Raw genomic sequence first — 20,313 nt, 5'->3', positions numbered from 1 at the left:
TTACTCCGTTTTATTAGTGAATCCATAGTGTTCAGCAGCGGCTTCTGCGCTAATCAGTCGATTGGTGACGTCGCGTTGCACGCTGGCAGATTCGCGATCACGCGGGTTGCCTAGTCCACCACCGCCTGGAGTTTCAACGATAAGATGGCTGCCAGGCGGGATGACCTGTCGGCCTTTTCCAGACAACGTCTCCCCGCTGGAGAGCGTGACCCGTCCAGGTGCGCCAGCCAGCCCACCTTCGGCCCCCTGCGCTGGAAAGTGAATGCGATCCCAGGCTGCACCTAATTCCATCGGCAGATCCTGACCGTGTGAAAGTTCGATAATTTGCCCCAGCCCGCCGCGCTGTGCGCCTGCGCCACCGGAATCCTGGCGATATTCTTTACGCCAGAACACCACCGGGCTAATCGACTCAAGGATTTCCAGCGAGACATTGCGCACCCCGCTCGGGAAAGAGGTGGTAGAAAGACCATCAAGTCGCGGGCGCGCGCCAGTGCCACCCGTGGAGAAACTGGTAATAGAAAACCGGGGTTGCTTCAGGCTATCTTTGGCATTGTACTGCTGCAGTATATGGCCGCCGGAGAGCTGAATATTCCATAAACAGGAGGCGCCTTCCGCTGGTACTTCGCCAGGACGCGCCTGACGCAGACAGTTAAACACTACATCAGGTAACATCTGACCAATGATGTGTCTGGAGGTCACTGCCGCCGGGTATGGTGCATTCAGAATCGAACCTTCTGGTGCATCGATTTTAATCACGCCAAGCGACCCAGCATTATTAGGGATATCGGCACCAATCAGGCAGCGAATACCAAAGGAGGTATAAGCATCGGTGTAGGCTTTCACGACATTAATGCCTTTGGAGACAAAACCCGCGCTTCCGGTAAAATCAACATGAATACCGTCGTAACTGAGCGTCAGCTTTGCTTGCAGACGAAGCGGCTCACCGTAACCATCCACCCAAAGTTCACTCTCCCAACTACCGGCTGGCCAGGCACGCACCGCGTCCAGCATCGCCTGTTCCGAACGGGTCAGAATGTACTCGCCAACCTCAAGCAGATCGTTGAGTTCAAATTCATCCAGAAGGGTTAGCAGACGACGAGCACCCACATCGTTACAGGCGACCAGGGCGAGGAAATCACCTTCCACCTGAGCCGGCTCGCGCACGTTGGCTTTCACAATATTCAGTACGGTTTCATCCAGCTTCCCGGCATGGATGAATTTGATAATCGGCAGAAACAAACCCTCATGCCAGATTTGCTGTCCATCTGGGCCGGGACCGAGTCCACCGATATCGATCACATGTAGCGTAGAAGCAAACAGTGCCACTGGTCGCCCGTGATGAAATACGGGTGTAACCATGGTGATGTCATACAGGTGGCCGGTGCCTTTCCACGGATCGTTAGTGACCAGCACATCGCCGGGTTGCAGCCCTTCAATTGGAAAAACTCGCAGGAAGTGCTTAACCGACTCCGCCATGGAATTGACGTGTCCCGGCGTCCCAGTGACAGCCTGAGCCACCATGCGGCCATCAGGTAAAAATACGCCTGCCGAGAGATCACCTGCTTCACGGGTGGCGGTACCAAAAGCAGTACGAATCAGTGCCTGCGCCTGTTCTTCCACTACTGAGATCAAACGGTTCCAGATGACCTGGTATTGAATAATGTCCTGGTTCATTGCGTAGCTCCTGTATGCATTTGCCGTTCCAGCAGCAGATGTCCCTCGGGTGTGCTGCGGACAGAGAACAGCTCATCAACCAACGTGGTGGTTTCAGAATCGACGATTAACAGCGGCCCCTGATGGGGGGATTGCTGGCTCATGTGAGAGCGGGTGAATACCGGAACCCGGATGTGGCGTTGCTGCTGGAGAGAAAAAATGTCTCGCTCCGCCACAGCTGGCTGGCTAACCGATTCCGTTAACGGGGCAGGGAAGGTAATAGTGGGTGCTGCCGTTGATGCTGTGACCGTCCAGCTAATGGCTTCTACCGGTACATGATCCAGGCTGCGGCCATAGAGCTGGCGATAGCTTTGTGTGAAACGATCGTGCAAATCCGCAAGTCCCTGCGCATCGAAGCGGTTGCCCGGCAGGTGGATTGGCACTTCATGCCCCTGACCGGCATAACGCAGATACACACTGTGCTGGAGCGTGATATCGGCATGTGCTTCTGCTTCCTGCACTATCTGTTGTGCCTGTGCGCTCAGTGTCTCCAGTAATCTATTTACGGCGGCAAAATCCGGATTATCGAGCCGCTGATAAAAGCTGCGCACCGCCTGATAGGCCACCGGTGCCCACAGGAAGCCCAGTGCGGAGCCGACGCCAGCTGCGTGGGGGATCACCACTCGGTTAATGCCCAGCTTACTGGCAAGCCGCGCAGCATGAAGCGGTGCTGCACCACCAAATGCGACAAGGGTATAGTTGTCAACTTGCTTACCAAGCTCACTGGCGTGCACGCGTGCGGCATTAGCCATGTTTTCAGCGATAATTTCGGTCACTGCCAGCGCAGCGTCATCCGTGGTTAATCCGAGCGGTTCACCCACCTGTTTTGCTAGCGCATACGCTGCTTTATTAACATCTAACGCCACTTTACCACCGGCAAAACTCGACGGTTCCAGTAATCCCAGATGCGCGTTAGCATCGGTAATGGTCACCAACTCACCGCCAAGGTTGTAACTGACCGGGCCAGGCGAGGATCCCGCGCTATCCGGCCCAACTTGCAGGCGTTGTAAATTATCGATGCGTGCAATTGAACCGCCACCTGCGCCAATCTCAACCAGATCGATAACCGGAATACGAATCGGCAAACCCGAGCCTTTCTGATGTCGATGTACGCGCCCGAACTCAAAGCTGCGCGAAATCTGAGGCTGGAAATTATTGATAAAGCAGATTTTCGCCGTGGTGCCCCCCATATCAAAAGAGAGCACTTTGTTTAGATTGAGTTGGCTGGCGATATTGCTGGCAAGAATGGCACCACCAGCAGGGCCAGATTCCACCAGTCTGACGGGTTCGGTAATACCATTTTCCAGCGTGGTAATACCGCCACCAGAGGTCATCAGATAAGGTTGTCCTCTCAAACCACGCTGTTGCAACAACTGCTGTAGACGATGAAGATAACCCGCTACCAGTGGCTGTACATAGGCATTAGCAGACACCGTTGACAGACGTTCATACTCGCGAATCTCAGGACAAACCTCACTCGATAGTGACAATGTCACTTCTGGCAGCAGGTCACGCAAGATTTCCGCAGTGCGCTGTTCATGTTGCGAATTGATAAAACTTTGCAGATAGCCAATCGCCACGCTTTCGATTTTCAGCGCCCGTAGTTCACTGGCAAGTTCAATAACCTGCGCCTCATTGAGAGGGATGCGCACTTTACCTTGAGCATCAATACGCTCTTCAACGGTGAAACGCCACTGACGCTCCACCAGCGGGCGTGGCTTTTGCAAAAAAACGTCATACTGTGCAAAGCGATCCTCCTGACCAATCTCCACTAAATCGCGAAAACCTCCAGTGGTGATGAGTGCAGTACGGGCACCTTTGCGTTCGATCAGTGCATTAGTTGCCAGCGTAGTGCCCAGAATTAGCAGGTCAATATCCTTAAAATCGATCGCAGCCTGGTTAAGTACGTCGCTGATTCCTGCAATAACTGCGCGCTCAGGCGCATCTGCGCTGGTAAGGATTTTTGCAGAATACTGGGTATTCCCTTGCAGCAGCACGATATCAGTGAAAGTGCCCCCGACATCTACAGCAACCCGGTTTTTGCTATTATTACCGCCTGTTTTTGACATACTTACGCCTTTACAAATAATCAAATATTTAGGGCGTCATTAACCGGCATCACACCAATGATGGCTACTGAGTAATTCAGGTTAGTTTATGCGAAAAATAAAAATAGCCAGTCAATCTCTGTATATGTTTTTTCCGGTAATATATTCCCGTAAATATTGTTAACCCGATAAAACGTTGGCTGTTAGTTTCGCTGTTCTTAATCGAAGGAGAAGAAAAGGACGCTGGCTATGCAGCGAGAACGACATTGGCTGCTCTCATTTATTTTCAAAACTGCGCTACAGGTACTGCCAACGTTTGTGGGTATTTTACTGATCATGTTTATCATCCTGAAAGCAATACCGGGTGATGCGGTTGACGTACTGGCTGGCGAGTCTGGCGGAGCCAGTGCTGCCAGCATGGCACTGATGCGAGAGCAATATGGTCTTAACCTTCCTGCCTGGCAGCAGTTTATTAACTGGTCCAGCCATATTTTGCAGGGTAACCTCGGATTTTCGCCACGATTTAACACTCCTGTCACCACACTGATATTATCTCGACTCCCTGCCACGCTCATTTTAATGCTGGCGGCGCAATTGATGGCACTCATTATCGGTGTTTTTTTCGGCGTCATCATGGCTTTATTTGTCGGTCGCTGGCCCGATCGTGTTTTGTCTTTAGTGAGTCTGCTGCTTTATTCATTACCCGGATTTTGGATTGGATTAATGTTACTGGTGCTTTTCTCAGTATATTTAGGCTGGCTTCCCAGCAGTGGAAATATGACAATCGGTGCCGATCTCCATGGATGGGCTTATTTCAGTGATCTCTTTTCTCATGCCCTTTTACCTGTGTTTTCTCTGGCGAGTTTTTTCCTGGCCATTTATGCCCGCCTGACTCGCGCCGCAATGTTAGAGATCGCACATCAGGATTTTGTGCGAACGGCCCATGCAAAGGGACTATCCCCGTTACGCGTGACACTAGTCCATGTATTGCGTTGCGCGTTGATACCACTTGTCACCGTCAGCGGTATGCACATTGCCACGCTGCTCAGCGGCGCGGCGGTGGTAGAGACCGTATTTTCCTGGCCGGGACTGGGCAGGTTAGCGCTTGACGCTGTGATGGCGCGTGACGTCAATATATTGTTAGGGATCCTGTTGTTCTCCTCCCTGATGGTCATTGCCGCCAACTTTATCGTGGATCTTCTCCATGCCTGGCTCGATCCCCGAATTGTGAGACGCTAAATGACAATTTTCTCTCCCCTTTCCATCACACAGAGCGGTCAACATCGTGCGCTGCGTCAATTTATGCACAATCCAGCGGGCATTGCCGGTCTGTTGATTTTGCTGCTGGTCATTGCCATGGCGGTGGTTGCCCCATGGATTTATCCAGGCGACCCACTCGATATGGTGGCGTCTCCACTGTTAAAACCGGGTGATGATCTGACCTGGCCGCTGGGCACGGATGCTATGGGGCGTGACCTTGCAGCAGGCATCTTTCATGGTGCCCGTGTTTCACTCCTGATTGGCCTGGGGGCAACATTAATCGGCCTGCTTGCAGGGACAATCATTGGCAGCCTGAGTGGTTACTTCGGCGGCCTTACCGACAATTTACTGATGCGTGTAACCACATTGTTTCAAACCATGCCAGCGTTTCTGTTGGTGATTATTATTCTGTCCATAACAACCCCATCAGTGTGGTTGATTACGCTTAGTATTGGCATCACAACCTGGCCGACGATTGCGCGTTTAGTACGCGCCGAATTTCGCACCTTGCGCGAATCAGATTTTGTACTGGCCGCGCGCTGCCAGGGATTTTCATCCCTGCATATCATCACGCGCGAAATGTTACCGAATGCGCTGCCCACCATCATTGTCACCTCATCGGTGATGGTCGCGTCTGCAATCCTGATGGAAGCTGCCTTATCGTTTCTCGGTCTGGGCGATCCCAATGCAGTTAGTTGGGGCTTTCTGATCGGCAGCGGGCGAGAAATGCTACGTACCGCCTGGTATCTCACCGCCATTCCGGGCATAGCCTTGGTTGTAACCCTGCTGGGACTCAACTTGCTGGGTGATGCGTTAAACGATGCCTTTAACCCAAGATTAAGTGAACAATGATGCAACCATTACTGTCGGTGGAAAATCTGGCGATTCATTTCAATGAACACGCTGTGGTAAATGATGTGAGTTTCAGTCTGCCGCGGGGGGAAATGCTGGCACTCGTCGGGGAGTCGGGCAGCGGAAAATCTGTAACTGCTCTCGCCATCATGGGATTGCTGGCAAAACAGGCAAACGTCAGTGGTCGTATTCAGTTTAATGGGCGTGACCTTCTCAGTCTGCCATCACGTGAGATACGTTCAGTACGCGGCAACCATCTCTCGATGATTTTTCAGGAACCGATGACGTCACTCAATCCCGTCTACAGCGTGGGTGTGCAAATCGCCGAGACCTTGCGCGTACATCAGCAATTATCTCGTAAGCAGGCCCGTGCCCATGCCATTGAGTTACTGAATTTAGTCAAAATTCCTGAGCCCATACGTCGCGTGGATGATTTTCCGCATCAGTTATCCGGTGGCCAGCGCCAGCGCGTTATGATCGCAATGGCGGTAGCATGTGAGCCTAAACTCCTCATCGCTGACGAGCCAACCACCGCGCTGGACGTCACGGTTCAAGCTAATATCATGCAGCTGCTGGATCGGCTGCGTAGAGAACTCTCTCTGAGTATTTTGATGATCAGCCATGACTTAGGTCTGGTTGCACAATGGGCCGACAAAGTGGCGGTTATGCATCACGGCGATATTGTGGAACAGGGGAGTGCCAGGTTGCTTTTTGATCAGCCAAAGCACGATTATACCCGAGGTTTAATGGCGGCTTCACTGCTGGGAGAGGAAGACCTGCATTATCGCCAACGGATGCTCACTGAAATCCGTCATCATGATGCACACCAGTTCAGACTCCATCAGCCGGAGAAATTGGATTTCCCTGTGATACACGAGAAACCAGCAACGCTACCACTGTTGTCGGTGGATAATCTTGGCGTTAGCTACGCTCAGGGCAGAAAGCGCATTCCCGCATTAGAGGCCGTTGGTTTTGACCTTCAGGTGGGCGAAACGTTAGGGGTGGTTGGCGAATCCGGCTGCGGGAAGTCCACTCTGTCTCGTTCGATTCTGCGGCTGCTGCGTCCGGACAGCGGGAGAATATTGCTGGATGGCGAAGACATTACACATCAGCCCGAGTCAGCATTGAAAAATCTGCGGCAGAGCGTGCAGATGATATTTCAGGATCCTTATGCCTCACTCAATCCCCGACACTCCATTTTTACGATCCTTGATTCGGTACTCCGCCTGCACGAACCGATTCCCGCCACTCAGCGACTGGAGCGCATTCATACCATTCTCGATCGTGTGGGGTTGCCGCGCCAGTCACTGCATCGCTATGCTCATGAATTCTCCGGTGGGCAGCGTCAGCGCATTGGCATTGCAAGGGCATTGATTGTCAAACCGCGACTGGTTATTTGCGATGAAGCCGTTTCAGCACTTGATGTTTCCGTTCAGGCGCAAATTCTTAACTTGTTGCTGGAATTAAAGCAGGAGTTGGGTTTGAGTTATCTGTTTATCTCCCATAACCTGGCAGTAGTACGCTATATGTCTGACCGGATTATGGTGATGAATCAGGGCCAGATAGTGGAGTCTGGTGATGTTGAACAGGTATGGCGCAGTCCGCAACACCCTTATACGCAACAGTTGTTATCCGCCGTAACGGGGATTAGGGAATCTCAAACCGAGCGAATCAGGGCATGAGTATGCCTTATCTTTTGCCCGGCCTTTTGCAGCCATCGCGCTAGAGCGACTGTCGTTCAAAAGCTGCTTTCAAGGCATCAATAGCACATCGCAGTCGCTGCGGCATAATTGCTGTCCGCAGCCACACCGCGTAAATGGGCAGGGTAGCATTCATGTCCAGTAAACGCTTACGAAAGTCAGCGCAAGATTCAACGGCATAATGAAAAATAACCGAGGAATAAATCGGGGCATATACGTGCCCCATTCGAGCTGGTGAAATGGAACAGAGACCATCTGGGAACACGGAACAGAATGACAGTTGCCATCATCTTGAGATGATGTGTATTACAAATCTGGTGGCAGGCCATGCAGGGTGCATATTCCGACCGGTAACTTTCAAGGTAGTTGTCGTATTTTCATGCTACCTGGCGTTCTTTTTCCGGGTTTATTCAATAAAGCCTTTTTCAGTTTCAGTCTAAGGCCTTTGCAATATTAGTGAAATCCTTATCTATTTTTCTCATTTGTCACCAAAAGGTATATACCCGCAAAATCACTTCTATCGGCAGGTCGGGCGTTAATTCAGATATGAAAAGTAATGACCTTGTCGCTTTTACCGCATTACACATGTGGTTTTTCACAGGTATTACACCAGGAAAAAAGGTACCGTCATGACATTATCCAGATTATTGCTCCCGCTGTTGATTGCCGGGAATTTATCTACAGCCTGGGCAGCTGAACAAATTGTTCCCTCTTCTACCACTTTCCATGTGTCAGCTGACGAATCGCTGAAAAGTAAACTGCCCGCGGATATTGCCAAACGCGGATATATTGTTGCGGGTACCAACCCAAATACGCCCCCGACCACGTTTTTCCAGGAAGACAACAAAACCCTCGCAGGGCGTGAAATTGACGTAATGAACGCCGTTGCTGCGCGTCTGGGCGTGGAAGTGCGTTGGCAGGATACCGGCGGTTTCGACAACATTATTCCGGGGCTAAAATCAGGCCGCTATGACGTGGCGCTTTCCAATATTAACGCCACCAAAAAACGTCTTGAGCAGGTCGATTTTGTCAGTTATTACGATGCGTCACGCCTTGGCGTGATTTCCCGTAAAGACGCGAATATCGCGCCGTTTACGTCATTTGATGCCGTTTGCGGGCAGGAAATCGGCGCCGGTGCGGGGACGACACAAATCGGGCGTCTGGAAGCCGCCAGCAAGACATGTACGGATGCAGGCAAACAGCCGATCAAAATCGCCGTATTCCCGGACCGTCCTTCGGGCGTTCAGGCCGTGGTCAGTGGCCGCGTGCCGATGTTCTTTGGCCCGTATGAAGGTCTGACGTATCAGGTCAGCCAGGTGAAACCGCTGGCGCTGTCCGGCACCATTCATGTGGATGACGCGCCGGTGTCTGTGGCATTCCCGAAACAATCCGCGCTTGAAGAGGCCGTTCAGGCATCGCTTAACTCGCTGATTAAAGACGGGACTTACCAGAAGATCCTCGATAAATGGTCGATTGGCTTTGGCGCAGTGAAAGAATCCAAACGTAATGAAGAGATTTTCGGATGAGTACTGAAATAGACGGTCAGCAGCCGGAAGAACTGCGGATCGTTGGTAAGAAATACATCGGGCGCTGGATAAGCGCCCTGATCGTTGTTCTGGTGCTTGGCGCCGCCGCCCATTCCATGCTCAATAACCCGCGTTTCGAATGGTCGGTCATTGCAGAAAACTTCACCGGCCCGTCGATTTTGCAGGGTGTTTTGATGACGTTGCAACTGACCGCCATTTCGGTGGTTTTTGGCTTTGCCGGTGGCACTGTGCTGGCGCTGATGCGGTTGTCGTCTAATCCAGTGCTGGTCGCCGTGAGCTGGGGTTATACCTGGTTTTTCCGCGGCGTACCGATGCTGGTTCAGCTGTTTCTCTGGTACAACATTGCCGCGCTGTATCCGACCATTTCGTTTTCACTGCCGTGGGTAGGGGAAATCTGGAGTGCGTCGGCCAACTCGTTGATCAGCCCGTTCAGTGCCGCCGTCATTGCGCTGGTGATGCATCAGTCGGCCTATGCTGCAGAGATTATCCGCGCCGGAATTCAGAGCGTGGGTACTGGCCAGATTGAAGCCGCGCGTGCGCTCGGTTACCGGCCTGCATCCATATTCCGCCACACCGTGTTGCCACAGGCGATGCGGGCGATTTTGCCGCCTGCCGGAAATGAAGTGATCGGTCAGTTGAAAACCACCGCGGTGGTGTCGGTGATTTCACTGCAGGACGTGCTGTTTTCCGCACAGATTATTTATCAGCGCACCTATGAAGTGATCCCGTTATTGTTGGTCGCGACGCTGTGGTATCTGGCGCTGACGTCGCTGCTTGCGGTGATTCAGTATTACATCGAGCGTCATTTCAGCCGCAGCAGTGTCCGCAAGGTGAAGCGCAAATCCAAACCCCATGACGAGAAGCCACGTACGGTCAGTCGTACCGGTTTGAATGCAGGAGAAACCAGCCATGGGTGAGGCGATTGAATTCCGCAAAGTCACCAAACGTTTTTCAGGAAACATCATTCTCGACGAAATCAGCCTGGATATTCCGGCCGGTTCGGTGACGGTGATCCTCGGTCCGTCTGGTTCCGGGAAATCCACGTTACTGCGCTGCATTAATCATCTGGAAAAACTCGATGGCGGCACCATTCGTATCGGTGGCGAGCTGGTCGGCTATCGGCAAAAAGGCAACGCGCTGTATGAACTGAGCAGCGGGAAAATCGCCGCACAACGCAGCCGCACCGGCATGGTGTTTCAGCAATTTAATCTTTTTCCGCACCGCACGGTGCTGCAAAACATTACCGATGCACCGCTGCGCGTGAAGAAACAAAGCCGCCAGCAGGTGCTGACCAAAGCCCGCGCGCTGTTGCAGCAGGTGGGGTTAGCCAGCCGCGAAGATGACTGGCCACAGCAGCTTTCCGGCGGACAGCAGCAGCGCGTGGCGATTGCCCGTGCCTTGGCGATGGATCCTGAAGTGATGCTGTTTGATGAACCGACGTCGGCGCTGGACCCCGAACTGGTGGGCGAAGTGTTGCAGGTCATCAAGAAACTCGCGCATTCGGGGATCACCATGGTGATTGTGACGCACGAAATTGGCTTCGCGCGTGAGGTGGCCGATAACGTTATCTTTATGGAAGGCGGAAAAATCGTGGCGTCGGGGCCGGTGAAAACTGTGCTGGATGAAGCGGAGAACGTCCGTGTCCGCAATTTCCTGTCTACCGTTTTGTAGCATCTGCGCCAAAGAGTAAATCACACAGCTGCGGCAAACTGTCGCGGCTTTCCAGCCTGCTCAGTGCCACAATATTTGCCCGCTGCGCGTCCGTCATATTTGGCAAACAAGCACGCAATTTCCCCGGTAAATCAAATGCAATCGCCAGACTTTGCCGACGGGTAAAGCGTTTTTGCCGCGTTTCGCCGTTACGTAAAAACAGCGTGACCTGATGAAAACGCGCGGCAGGGTTTAGCTCATCCGGCGGGGCGCTGTGGTCCGGATTGCGCGTGACTTTGGCGGCCAGCGCGGCGATCTCAGCATCTGGCGGGTTTTCTGAGAAATCCTGTATCAGCAGGGCATCGCGCGACAGGCTGGCGGCAATCACATATTCCAGGCTGAACCGCGCCTCTATACCGTTCAACGGCACGCGCACTGACGCTGCAATATCGCCGCCCGGCGGGAAAGACACTTCAATCCGTTCTATCGCATTTTTCAGGTCGTTTATTGAATGGCCCTGTTGCAGCCAGTCGTGACGGATCGCCCGCGCGGCATCTGCGGCGCTGTGCGTGCCGCCACAGGTCGGATAGGGTTTACATTCCAGTCCCGGCGAAACAATGCGCCACGGCGTGCCCCAGCTTTCGGTGAGTTTTTCCGGCTGTTGCTGACCCGCGCAGTACGCGGCGAGAAAGCTGTTCAGCACGTTTTCTGCCTGACCGTGAAAACCGGCCAACGTCAGCAGGGTGGATGTAACGGCAATCTGCGCTGCCAGTCCGGCGTGCAGCGGTTTAACCGCGCTGCCAAACTGCGCGCGTAAACCGGCTGCCTGCGTTGCCGCAGTCCCCAGAATAATGGCCGTTTCCTGTTCGCTGGCGCTGACCAGCCATGCACAGGCTGCGGCCGCGGCAATCGTGCCGAGCGTGGCGGTATTGTGGAAACCGAGTTTGTAATGCTGCGCACCGGCGGCCAGCCCGAGGCGACCGGCGGTTTCCACGCCCGTAACCCACGCATTGAGAAACTGTTCGCCGCTGATATCGGGGCGCTCAGCGGCCAGCGCCAGCAGCGCAGGCAAAATCACCACGCCGGGATGACCGCGAAAATCCGGGTGGAAATCATCGAAATCCAACGCATGACCGGCGTAACCGAGCAGCACGGCGCGCGTCTGTGCATCGTTCGCACGGTAAACCTGCTGCAAACTTTCCAGCCCGGAATCTCCGGCTTCGCCGCGCACCACGGGCAGCGCAACAGCCAGAAAATCCAGCAGCCCTTCGCGGGCCTTTTCACGCGCTTCGGCGGAGGGACGCGCGCTGACGATAAGCTTTGCCAGCGAAGAAGTCAGTGACATGTTTTTTTCCTGTTTCAGGCCTGCGGGCTGAGGTGTTCAAGGGCGTTGACGGCCAGCTGCGCGAGATAATGCGCGGTCGGGAACAGCGCGCGGTCATCGACGCGAAATTCCGGATGATGCAACGCGAACGGGCCGCCGGAACCAATCATCAGGAATGCGCCGGGCAGCTTTTGCTGATAGAACGCAAAGTCTTCACCGATCGGACTGGCCTCCACGCGACGTGCTTCAAAGCCGGAGCCTGCGGCCTGCGCCAGTGAGAAATCCACCCATTCGGCAGTATTCACCACCGACGGCGGGCCAGGCTGCCAGTCGAGTGCGATTTGCGTATCAAAGGCGTCGGCGATGCCTTTGAGTACCTGACGGAAACGGCGTTCGATAAGCTCGCGGGTGTCCTGATTAAACGAGCGCACCGTGCCTTCGAGCCAGGCAGAATCGGGGATCACGTTCCACGTACTGCCGCTGTGCACCTGCGTGATGGAGACCACCGCGTTGTGATCAGACGGCACGTTGCGCGCAATCAGCGTCTGCAATGCGCCGATGATTTGCCCGGCAATAATGATAGGGTCGTTGCCTTCATGCGGGCGGGCGGCGTGGCTGCCTGTGCCTGCAATGGTGATGGCAAAACGGTCGACGCCAGCAGTGAGTGCGCCATCTTTGCTGCCGATAATGCCGACTGGCAACGTCGGGTCGTTGTGAATGCCAAAAATCACGGCGGCGTTATCGAGTGCGCCGGTTTCAATCAGCGCCGGTGCGCCGTGGCCGGTTTCTTCCGCCGCCTGAAATAAAATGCGCACGGTGCCGGAAAGCGTTTCCTCGCGCTCTTTGAGCAGAATCGCCGCGCCGAGCGCCGCCGACGTATGGAAATCATGGCCGCATGCGTGCATCACGCCGGGGTTTTCCGAGGTGTATGCCACGCCCGATTTTTCCTCTATGGGCAGGGCGTCGATATCGGAACGTAATACCACGAGCTTACCGGCTTTTTGGCCGCCAATCTCGGCCACCAGACCGGTTTTCAGCGGTAAATTCAGGATGCGAATCTGATGACTTTCCAGCACGGCTTTAATGCGCGCCGTGGTCTCAAATTCCTGGTTGGAAAGCTCAGGGAAGCGGTGCATGTTATGGCGAAAATCCTCAATGAATTTCGCCAGCGCCTGATGTTCCTGACCGGTATTCAACATGTAAAACTCCTTAAGCGGGCTGACGCGCCAGCCATTCGGCATGGCGTTCTTCGTTGAGGATCTTTTTCAGATACAGCGTGATATGGCCTTTGCCGAGGTCCCTTTCGAAGGCAGGCTGAAAGCCCAGTTTGATGTACATTTCGCGCAGCCACGGATGGCTGGTGGCGGTGCCGAGCGAATACGCCGGCGCTTTGAGTTCGCCGATAAGAATGTGGTCTTCCAGCCATTCCAGCAGCCGTTTACCAAGATGCTGGCCTTTGTATTCCGGGTGCGTCCCGAACCAGCCGATATGCGGCAGACCCATCGGCCCCGGCAGCGTGCCCCACGGAAAACGTAAAGTGACCGACGCCACCATGCGCTGGCCGTCAAACAGGGCAAATACCGCATGTTCATCAAGATGTTTTGTCACCCGCGCCAGATCGGCAGTGGCAGCGTCAAAGTGAATGCCGAGGGCTTTAATCGGGGCGTATGCGGCCAGCATCAACGACAGATATTCGTGCTTGTCGTCTGAATTCAGTCGCCGGAAATGTGGGGTCATAGCGCAGGTTTCTCCGGGGATGATAAATGACCGGACTGTTCAGCGAAGCGGATAACGTCATCCACTTTTTGCGGCGCACAGCCGATGTAATTTGCCGGATCCAGCCAGTGATCCAGATCTTCTTCCGGGATGCTGGCGGCCAGAACCGGGTGTGCTAAAAGTACGGATTTAAAAGATTGACGGTTCTCGAATGCCTGCATAGCGCACTCGTAAACCAGGTGATGCGCCGTCTGTTTGCCGAGTTTTTTACCCACTTCAAACATCACTTTTTCCGACAGCAGCAGGCCGTCCTGCATCTGCAAATTCGCCAGCATGCGGGCTTTATTGACCGTCAGGCCGGACAAAATGGCATGGGCGTTTTGCAACTGGGCGGAAAGATAAATCGAGATTTCCGGCAGGGCGATCCACTCTGCTCGCCAGCTCATGGCATCGCGCTCATGCTCGACGTGCATGGACTGATAAATCAGCGATGCGCTGTGTAAAAGCGGGGCGGTCAGGCTGGCTAAACCTTCGATGGCGGCTGGATTACGTTTATGCGGCATGGTGGTCGAGCCGATTTTCCCCGTGCTGAACGGTTCTTCGACTTCATTAATTTCGGTGCGCATCAGGTTGTAAAGTTCGTTGCCGATTTTGCCCAGCGTGCCGCTGATGAGTACCGCCGTACTGGCGTATTCCGAGAAACGGTCGCGCGCCGCCTGCCAGCCGATATTGGGCGTATTCAGGTTAAGGCGAGTCAGCGTGCGGCGTTCGATTTCCGGGCCCGCTTCACCGAGCGCGGCATAGGTGCTGATCGCGCCGCTAAGATTGCCAGTCAGCAGACGTGGCGTAATGGCCTGAAGGCGGTCAAGGTGGCGGATGAATTCATCCAGCCAGACGGCGACTTTAAAGCCGAACGTGGTCGGCAGCGCCTGCATGCCGTGGGTGCGGCCGGCCATCAGAGTGTGCTGATGTTCGCCCGCCAGATTTTTCAGCACATTCGCCAGTGCGGTGCTGTCACGTATGATCACTTTCATGGTCTGGGCGAGCTGCAAAACCGTTGCGGTATCTACGATATCCTGCGTGGTAGCGCCGTAATGAATGTATTCTCCGGCCTCGCCGCACTGTTTTTGCAACGCTGTCAGCACCGGCATCAGGGAATGTTTCATCTGCGCGCCGGACGCGGCGATATCGTCAATGTTCAGCAAACTGGCGTCGGCCAGTTCCGCAATAGACAGTGCCGCTTGTTGCGGGATCACGCCGAGTTCGCCTTCGGCTAATGCCAGCGCCACTTCGACATTTATTTGCTGCGTCAGCCGATTTCTTTCTGACCAGATTTCCCGCATTTCCGGTGTGCCAAAATTATTACCAAGTAAAAGAAAATCTATCGGATGTGAGGCCATAATAATCTCTGTTTTTTGGAGGATTAATTAATGAGTCGGAAAATCAATAGTAAATATCAGGATATTGCTGTCGTCAGATATTCCGGTTTTTGTTCATTAAATTAACCCTTTATAGCGCTATGATTTCTTTGATCCAACACAGGATGCAAGGGGTTTTGATGCTATAGATAAAATTCATCTATCCTATTGCGAATTAGTGAATAAGGATGCGCAATCAGAACGTTGTTTATTTTTCCAATTCACGTACGATGTTTATATAACGACTTAATATATCCAATATCCGAATTCCTGTTTATTACGGGCAGGCAGTTTATTCAATTACTGACCAGAGAATAGGGCATCATCGTGTTCGCTATAAAATCACCGCAAACCTATCACCATCAGCCGGGACTGCGCGCCCGCGTCGGCGAACTTCTTGCCGTTCACGCCACCGAAATTGCCATTATCACCAGCCCGAAAGCGTGGCAGGCGGTGAATCCTCAGCTGGAAAACAGCCTGCGTGACGCGGGGATCCGCTGGCAGGTGAATTTCCTGACCACTGAATGCACCGATGCCGCGATTGAAACGCATCTCACCGCCGTGCGCGCGCAAAATGCAACGCTGGTGCTGGGTATCGGCGGTGGGCGCGTGCTGGACTGCGCCAAAGCCATCGCGAATCTGATCGGCGATATTGTGCTGGTGACGCTGCCGACGGTGGCCGCAACCTGCGCCGCCTGGTCGCCGGTCAGCATTATTTATAACGCGCACGGCGGGCATGTCCGCAGCCAGCCGTTATCGCGTATGCCGCTGATGGTGCTGGTCGACAGCGAAGTGATTGCGCAAAACGATGTGCGTTACCTGAAAGCGGGTATCGTGGACGCGCTGGCGAAGTGGTACGAATTCCGTCCGTATAAACAAAAAAACGATGACAGCCTGGCGCTGAACCTGAAGATTCAGGCCGCAAAACTGGCAGTCGAAACCTTTGATAAATACGGTGCGCAGGCCGTGCTCGATAACGCCCGCCACGAAGTCACTCCGGCACTGATCAAAGTGATCGACGCCAATATCGCAGCAGCGGGCATGGCAAACAGCATGCGCGATGAAACCCCGGCCCCAGGCGTGGCGCATGCCATTCATAACCGTTTTACCCATCAGCCTGAGCTGCACGACTGGCTGCACGGCGAAAAAGTCGGTTTCGGCCTGCTGGTGCAGTCACTGATGGAAAGCGACAGCGGCGAACCGGATCCGCAACTGCTGGCGCTGCTGCGGCAGTACGACGCGCCGCTGGTATTACCGGAACTCAAGGGCAACCGTGATGAAATCCTTTCGGCGATTGCCTGTGAAGTGAAGTTCTCTGCCGAAAACGCGGCTCGGCTGCCGTTTTCCATGACCGCCGAACATATCGAAAAAGCCCTGCGGGCGACAGAAAATCAACACTATTCTTAGGAACATCTCATGACTTCTTCTTCAGAAAACACCAGGAAGCTGCGCCTCGGCCTGTTTGTGCAACCGCTCGGGCATCACGTCAGCGGCTGGCGTTTAACCGAAAAACTCGGTTCGCCAACGGACGTCGAATGGCTGACGTGGATCGCTAAAAAAGCCGAAGAAGGCAAGTTCGACATGTTCTTCATCGGAGACGCGCTGGCGACCAGCGTTTACCGTCTGCCTTCCACCATGGCGCGCCTCGAACCGCTGACATTGCTGGCGGCGCTGGCAGTGCAGACCCGTCATATCGGGCTGGCGGCAACCGCATCCACCACCTTTACCGACCCGTTTAATCTGGCACGCAGCTTTTCGTCACTGGATCACATCAGCCATGGTCGTGCGGCGTGGAACGTAGTGACGTCGTTTTCCACCGACGTGGCGCGCAATTTCAGCCGTGAAGATATGCCGATGCACGCCGAACGTTATGCGGTGGCACACGAGTTTCTCGATGTGGCGTTCAAGCTGTGGGAAGGCTGGCAGGAAGGAGCGGTGGAGCCGGACAAAGCCAGTGGCCAGTATTTCGTGAATGAAAAAATTCAGCCTATCGATCATCGCGGGAAATACTTCCAGGTGCAGGGGCCGCTGAATATTACGCGTTCACCGCAGGGACGTCCGGTGATTATCGAGGCCGGTTCTTCCGCGGACGGCCAGAAGCTGGCTGCCGCTACCGCCGAAGTCGTGTTTACCGCCGCCGCGACGCTGGAAGACGCGCAGACATTTTACCGTTCGCAGAAACAGCAGGTAAAAGACGCGGGGCGACATCCGGATCATGTGCTGATCCTGCCCGGCGTGATGCCGATTGTTGGCCGCACGCGGGAAGAAGCGCGTGAAACGTGGCGTGAACTCAATTCGCTGGTGGATATCGATAACGGTATCCGTCAGCTTTCGACCCGCTTTAACATGGATCTTAGCCAGTTCCCGCTCGACGGTCCGGTGCCGGATGTGCCTGCCGGTGAAGGCAATCAGAGCCGAGTGAAACTGCTCACTGATCTGGCCTACCGTGAAAATCTGACCCTGCGTGAACTGGCTGCGATTGCCGCCGGATCGCGCGGACACCGCGTACTGGTGGGAACAGCGGAAGACATCGCCGATGATTTCCAGCACTGGCTGGAGCAGGGCGGCGCGGACGGTTTCAATATTATGCCTGCCATCATGCCAGAACAGCTTTCGCTGTTCGTCGAGCTGGTGATCCCGGAATTACGCCGTCGCGGGTTGTTTCGCGAAGAGTATGAATTCAGCACATTGCGCGAAAACCTGGGTTTGCCCGCGCTCTGATATAAGGATAACGGTATGACGATTTCGCTGTCACAGCGCGTGCAACGCGTTTCGCTTTCTGCCAATGCGGCGGCAAAGCAGCGTACTAATGATCTGAAAAAGGCCGGCGTAGATATTCTGGATCTCACCACCGGTGAACCGGACTTTGATACGCCGGAGCACATCAAACAGGCAACGTACGAGGCTATTGCGCGCGGTGAAACCAAATACACGCCAACGCCCGGAATACGGGCGCTGCGCGAGGCGGTGCAGCGCAAATTGCGGCAGGAAAACCAGCTGGAGTTTGGCATCGATAACCTGATTATTGCCAACGGCGCGAAGCAGATCATTTTCAACGCGTTTGCAGCGACATTAAACGACGGTGATGAAGTGATTGTGCCGGTGCCGTACTGGCCGACGTTCCCGGACAGCGTGCGCTTTAATGGCGGCACGCCGGTGTTGGTGGAATGTCATCTGGAGCAGGGTTATAAGCTTTTGCCCGAGCAACTGGCGGCGAGCATCACGGCGCGCACGCGCTGGCTGGTGCTCAATCATCCGGGAAATCCGAGCGGTGCGGTGTATTCAGCGCAAGAATTACAGGCGCTGGCCGATGTGCTGCGCGAGCATCCGCACGTGCTGGTCATGCTCGATGACTTGTACGAACACATTCTGTTTGATGGCCGTGAACGCCGTAATTTGCTGAACGTGGCGGACGATTTTCAGGCGCGCAGTTTGCTGGTCGGCGGCGTGTCTAAAACCTACGCCATGACCGGCTGGCGCATTGGTTTCGGTGCCGGGCCCAAAGCGCTGATCACTGCCATGACCGTGGTGCAATCGCAAATCAGTTCCGGTGCCAGTTCGGTGAGCCAGGCGGCAGCGCTGGCGGCGTACAACGGCGGCCTGGATTTCCTCGCGCCACAGGTAGCGGCGTATCAGCAGCGGCGTGACGATATCATCGGGATCTTATCCGGCATTGATGGCCTGGAACTGACGTTGCCACAGGGCGGATTTTTCGTTTTCTGTCGCTGTAGCGGGTTGATTGGCCGTTACCGGCCGGGGGGCAGTCAACTGAAAAGCGAAGCCGATGTGCTGGATTATCTGCTGGAAAACGGTGTGTCTGCCGTGGGGGGCAGTGCCTATGGGCTCTCGCCGTATTTCCGCTTATCCATTGCCACCGATAATGACACAGTGAAAGAGGCTGGGCGGCGCATTGCTGCTGCGTGTGCAAGACTGAGCCCAGCACAATGATTTCTAATCCCGCTGATGCGCTAAAGCATCAGTGGGAATGTCACGTCTCCCGCGCGATAAATCGCGCCGCTACGGGTGGGTGCGGTCCGGGGTCTGTGCGGATAGCGTATTTAACATAACAAGTGCAATCAGTAGTTTTCCTGAGTAATTAGTTTCGTGTGTAGGGATGACACTAAGACGATTTACCCTCATAATGACAACACAAATGACACCACAAGAGACAACATCATGAGCAGCACTATTCATTTTCGGATAGATGAAGAAACGAAACGTTTGGCCATGCTTGCTGCGGAGCGCCAACAAATGAGCCTTACTGAACTCATGCGTCAGCGGGCAGAAGAACTGGCAGCAGAAGAACTCCGTTTTCAAAACAGCGATCATGAGCACTGGCTGGAGCAACAGATAGCTCACGCGTTCAATCGCCATGACTCCGGTGAAGGCGAATACCTTAACAATGATGAAGTGACAAAACGCATGGATGATCTACGACAGCGGGCTGCTCAGGGGAAATTGTGACCACGAATATAGTCTGGGAAAGACGGGCGCTGACTGACAGAGAAGACATTTTTCTCTACCTAAACAAAGAAGCTGGCGCTTTGGTCGCCATTGCTGCTGATGACAGGCTCGCAACGATGGTGGATATACTTAAGGAAAACCCTATGGCGGGAGTGCAGGTCGGGCGAACTCTAAAACATAGAAAGCTTGTAATACCACATTTTCCCTTCATCGTTGTATATGTGGCTGACGGGAACAAAGTGAGCATTCTACGGGTCCTTCATACATCCCGAAAAATAGCCGGGCAATACAGCCGTAGTTGAGTGATGAACTGGAAGAAAGTTGCTACAGGAGAAGTGCGTTCCGGGTGCGCATCAGGATATTTAATTTAACATAAGATACATTACCCGTACTTTTATGTAATGGCTAAATTGAGAAGTCCGCCTCGGAGATGCGGATATTTTCCTGGACTGTTATGTTGTGATCCCCTGATGCTGCCGGTACTTCACCGGACTCATTGCACCTAATGATATTTTGATTCGACTCTCGTTATACCAGCGTATGTACCTGTCCAGGAAGCACATAAAATCTTCCAGCGTTGTGCTCGCCCAGTTTCTGCCATAACAGACACAGAGCACTCTC

At 54.0% G+C, this 20,313-nt stretch carries 17 protein-coding genes and 1 pseudogene; 11 read left to right on the top strand and 7 right to left on the bottom strand.

The window, feature by feature from the left end; all coding sequences use genetic code 11:
- Together CUN67_RS29800 and CUN67_RS29795 are read right to left on the bottom strand one after the other, a co-directional pair.
- Entirely contained in the window at positions 1-1,674 is a 1,674-nt protein-coding gene (locus CUN67_RS29800; RefSeq protein ID WP_208719299.1) for a hydantoinase B/oxoprolinase family protein, read from the bottom strand.
- Positions 1,671-3,782 (bottom strand): hydantoinase/oxoprolinase family protein, encoded by a 2,112-nt coding sequence (locus CUN67_RS29795; protein WP_208719297.1) that lies wholly within the window; start codon positions 3,780-3,782, stop codon positions 1,671-1,673. Before CUN67_RS29795 ends, CUN67_RS29800 begins: the two co-directional genes overlap by 4 nt.
- A 228-nt stretch (positions 3,783-4,010) precedes the next feature.
- Between CUN67_RS29795 and CUN67_RS29790 the strand changes: the two genes are divergently transcribed.
- From CUN67_RS29790 to CUN67_RS29765, 6 genes are all read left to right on the top strand, one after another.
- Positions 4,011-5,000, top strand: coding sequence for an ABC transporter permease (locus CUN67_RS29790; RefSeq protein ID WP_208719295.1), 990 nt, complete (start codon positions 4,011-4,013; stop codon positions 4,998-5,000).
- The gene (locus CUN67_RS29785) at positions 5,001-5,873 is read left to right on the top strand and encodes an ABC transporter permease (RefSeq protein WP_208719293.1); all 873 of its coding nucleotides are present in this window, start codon (positions 5,001-5,003) and stop codon (positions 5,871-5,873) included.
- Positions 5,873-7,555, top strand: coding sequence for an ABC transporter ATP-binding protein (locus CUN67_RS29780; RefSeq protein WP_208719623.1), 1,683 nt, complete (start codon positions 5,873-5,875; stop codon positions 7,553-7,555). The genes CUN67_RS29785 and CUN67_RS29780 overlap by 1 nt, the downstream gene beginning before the upstream one ends.
- Positions 7,556-8,202: 647 nt before the next feature.
- The gene (locus CUN67_RS29775) at positions 8,203-9,099 is read left to right on the top strand and encodes an ABC transporter substrate-binding protein (protein ID WP_208719291.1); all 897 of its coding nucleotides are present in this window, start codon (positions 8,203-8,205) and stop codon (positions 9,097-9,099) included.
- Complete coding sequence (locus CUN67_RS29770) at positions 9,096-10,037, top strand: amino acid ABC transporter permease (protein WP_254711465.1); 942 nt, start codon at positions 9,096-9,098, stop codon at positions 10,035-10,037. Before CUN67_RS29775 ends, CUN67_RS29770 begins: the two co-directional genes overlap by 4 nt.
- Complete coding sequence (locus CUN67_RS29765) at positions 10,030-10,791, top strand: amino acid ABC transporter ATP-binding protein (RefSeq protein WP_208719290.1); 762 nt, start codon at positions 10,030-10,032, stop codon at positions 10,789-10,791. The genes CUN67_RS29770 and CUN67_RS29765 overlap by 8 nt, the downstream gene beginning before the upstream one ends.
- Here the strand turns inward: CUN67_RS29765 and CUN67_RS29760 are convergent.
- Genes CUN67_RS29760 through purB form a run of 4 tightly spaced genes read right to left on the bottom strand, consistent with a single transcriptional unit; the run spans position 10,778 to position 15,210 of the window.
- Positions 10,778-12,115, bottom strand: a complete 1,338-nt coding sequence (locus CUN67_RS29760; protein WP_208719288.1) for an MmgE/PrpD family protein — start codon at positions 12,113-12,115, stop codon at positions 10,778-10,780. The genes CUN67_RS29765 and CUN67_RS29760 overlap by 14 nt on opposite strands.
- Positions 12,116-12,129: 14 nt before the next feature.
- A complete protein-coding gene (locus tag CUN67_RS29755) occupies positions 12,130-13,293 on the bottom strand; it encodes an amidohydrolase (RefSeq protein ID WP_208719286.1) in 1,164 nt (387 codons plus the stop codon).
- A gap of 10 nt (positions 13,294-13,303) precedes the next feature.
- Positions 13,304-13,831, bottom strand: a complete 528-nt coding sequence (locus CUN67_RS29750) for a GNAT family N-acetyltransferase (protein ID WP_208719284.1) — start codon at positions 13,829-13,831, stop codon at positions 13,304-13,306.
- Positions 13,828-15,210, bottom strand: coding sequence for an adenylosuccinate lyase (purB, locus tag CUN67_RS29745; protein ID WP_208719282.1), 1,383 nt, complete (start codon positions 15,208-15,210; stop codon positions 13,828-13,830). Before purB ends, CUN67_RS29750 begins: the two co-directional genes overlap by 4 nt.
- A gap of 345 nt (positions 15,211-15,555) precedes the next feature.
- On the opposite strand from purB, the gene CUN67_RS29740 reads away from it, so the two are divergent.
- The 5 genes from CUN67_RS29740 (at position 15,556) to CUN67_RS29720 (ending at position 19,994) form a co-directional block, all read left to right on the top strand.
- Complete coding sequence (locus tag CUN67_RS29740; protein ID WP_208719280.1) at positions 15,556-16,635, top strand: iron-containing alcohol dehydrogenase family protein; 1,080 nt, start codon at positions 15,556-15,558, stop codon at positions 16,633-16,635.
- Positions 16,636-16,644: 9 nt separating this feature from the next.
- Positions 16,645-17,949, top strand: coding sequence for an LLM class flavin-dependent oxidoreductase (locus CUN67_RS29735; RefSeq protein ID WP_208719278.1), 1,305 nt, complete (start codon positions 16,645-16,647; stop codon positions 17,947-17,949).
- 15 nt (positions 17,950-17,964) lie between these two features.
- Positions 17,965-19,176, top strand: coding sequence for an aminotransferase class I/II-fold pyridoxal phosphate-dependent enzyme (locus CUN67_RS29730; protein ID WP_208719276.1), 1,212 nt, complete (start codon positions 17,965-17,967; stop codon positions 19,174-19,176).
- A gap of 228 nt (positions 19,177-19,404) precedes the next feature.
- Positions 19,405-19,692 carry a damage-inducible protein J gene (locus CUN67_RS29725; protein WP_208719274.1) on the top strand — a complete coding sequence of 96 codons (288 nt, stop codon included), beginning with the start codon at positions 19,405-19,407 and terminating at the stop codon, positions 19,690-19,692.
- Positions 19,689-19,994, top strand: coding sequence for a type II toxin-antitoxin system RelE/ParE family toxin (locus CUN67_RS29720; protein ID WP_208719272.1), 306 nt, complete (start codon positions 19,689-19,691; stop codon positions 19,992-19,994). The genes CUN67_RS29725 and CUN67_RS29720 overlap by 4 nt, the downstream gene beginning before the upstream one ends.
- Positions 19,995-20,144: 150 nt before the next feature.
- Here CUN67_RS29720 and CUN67_RS29715 read toward each other — a convergent pair.
- A pseudogene (locus CUN67_RS29715) lies at positions 20,145-20,294 on the bottom strand (IS3 family transposase); the annotation flags it as partial.
- Between the last annotated feature and the right edge of the window lie 19 nt (positions 20,295-20,313).

The sequence above is a fragment of the Pantoea cypripedii genome (assembly GCF_011395035.1).
Taxonomy (GTDB): Bacteria; Pseudomonadota; Gammaproteobacteria; order Enterobacterales; family Enterobacteriaceae; genus Pantoea; species Pantoea cypripedii_A.
Note: the sequence above shows the minus strand (reverse complement) of the source record. Positions and strands in the feature narration are given on the sequence as shown.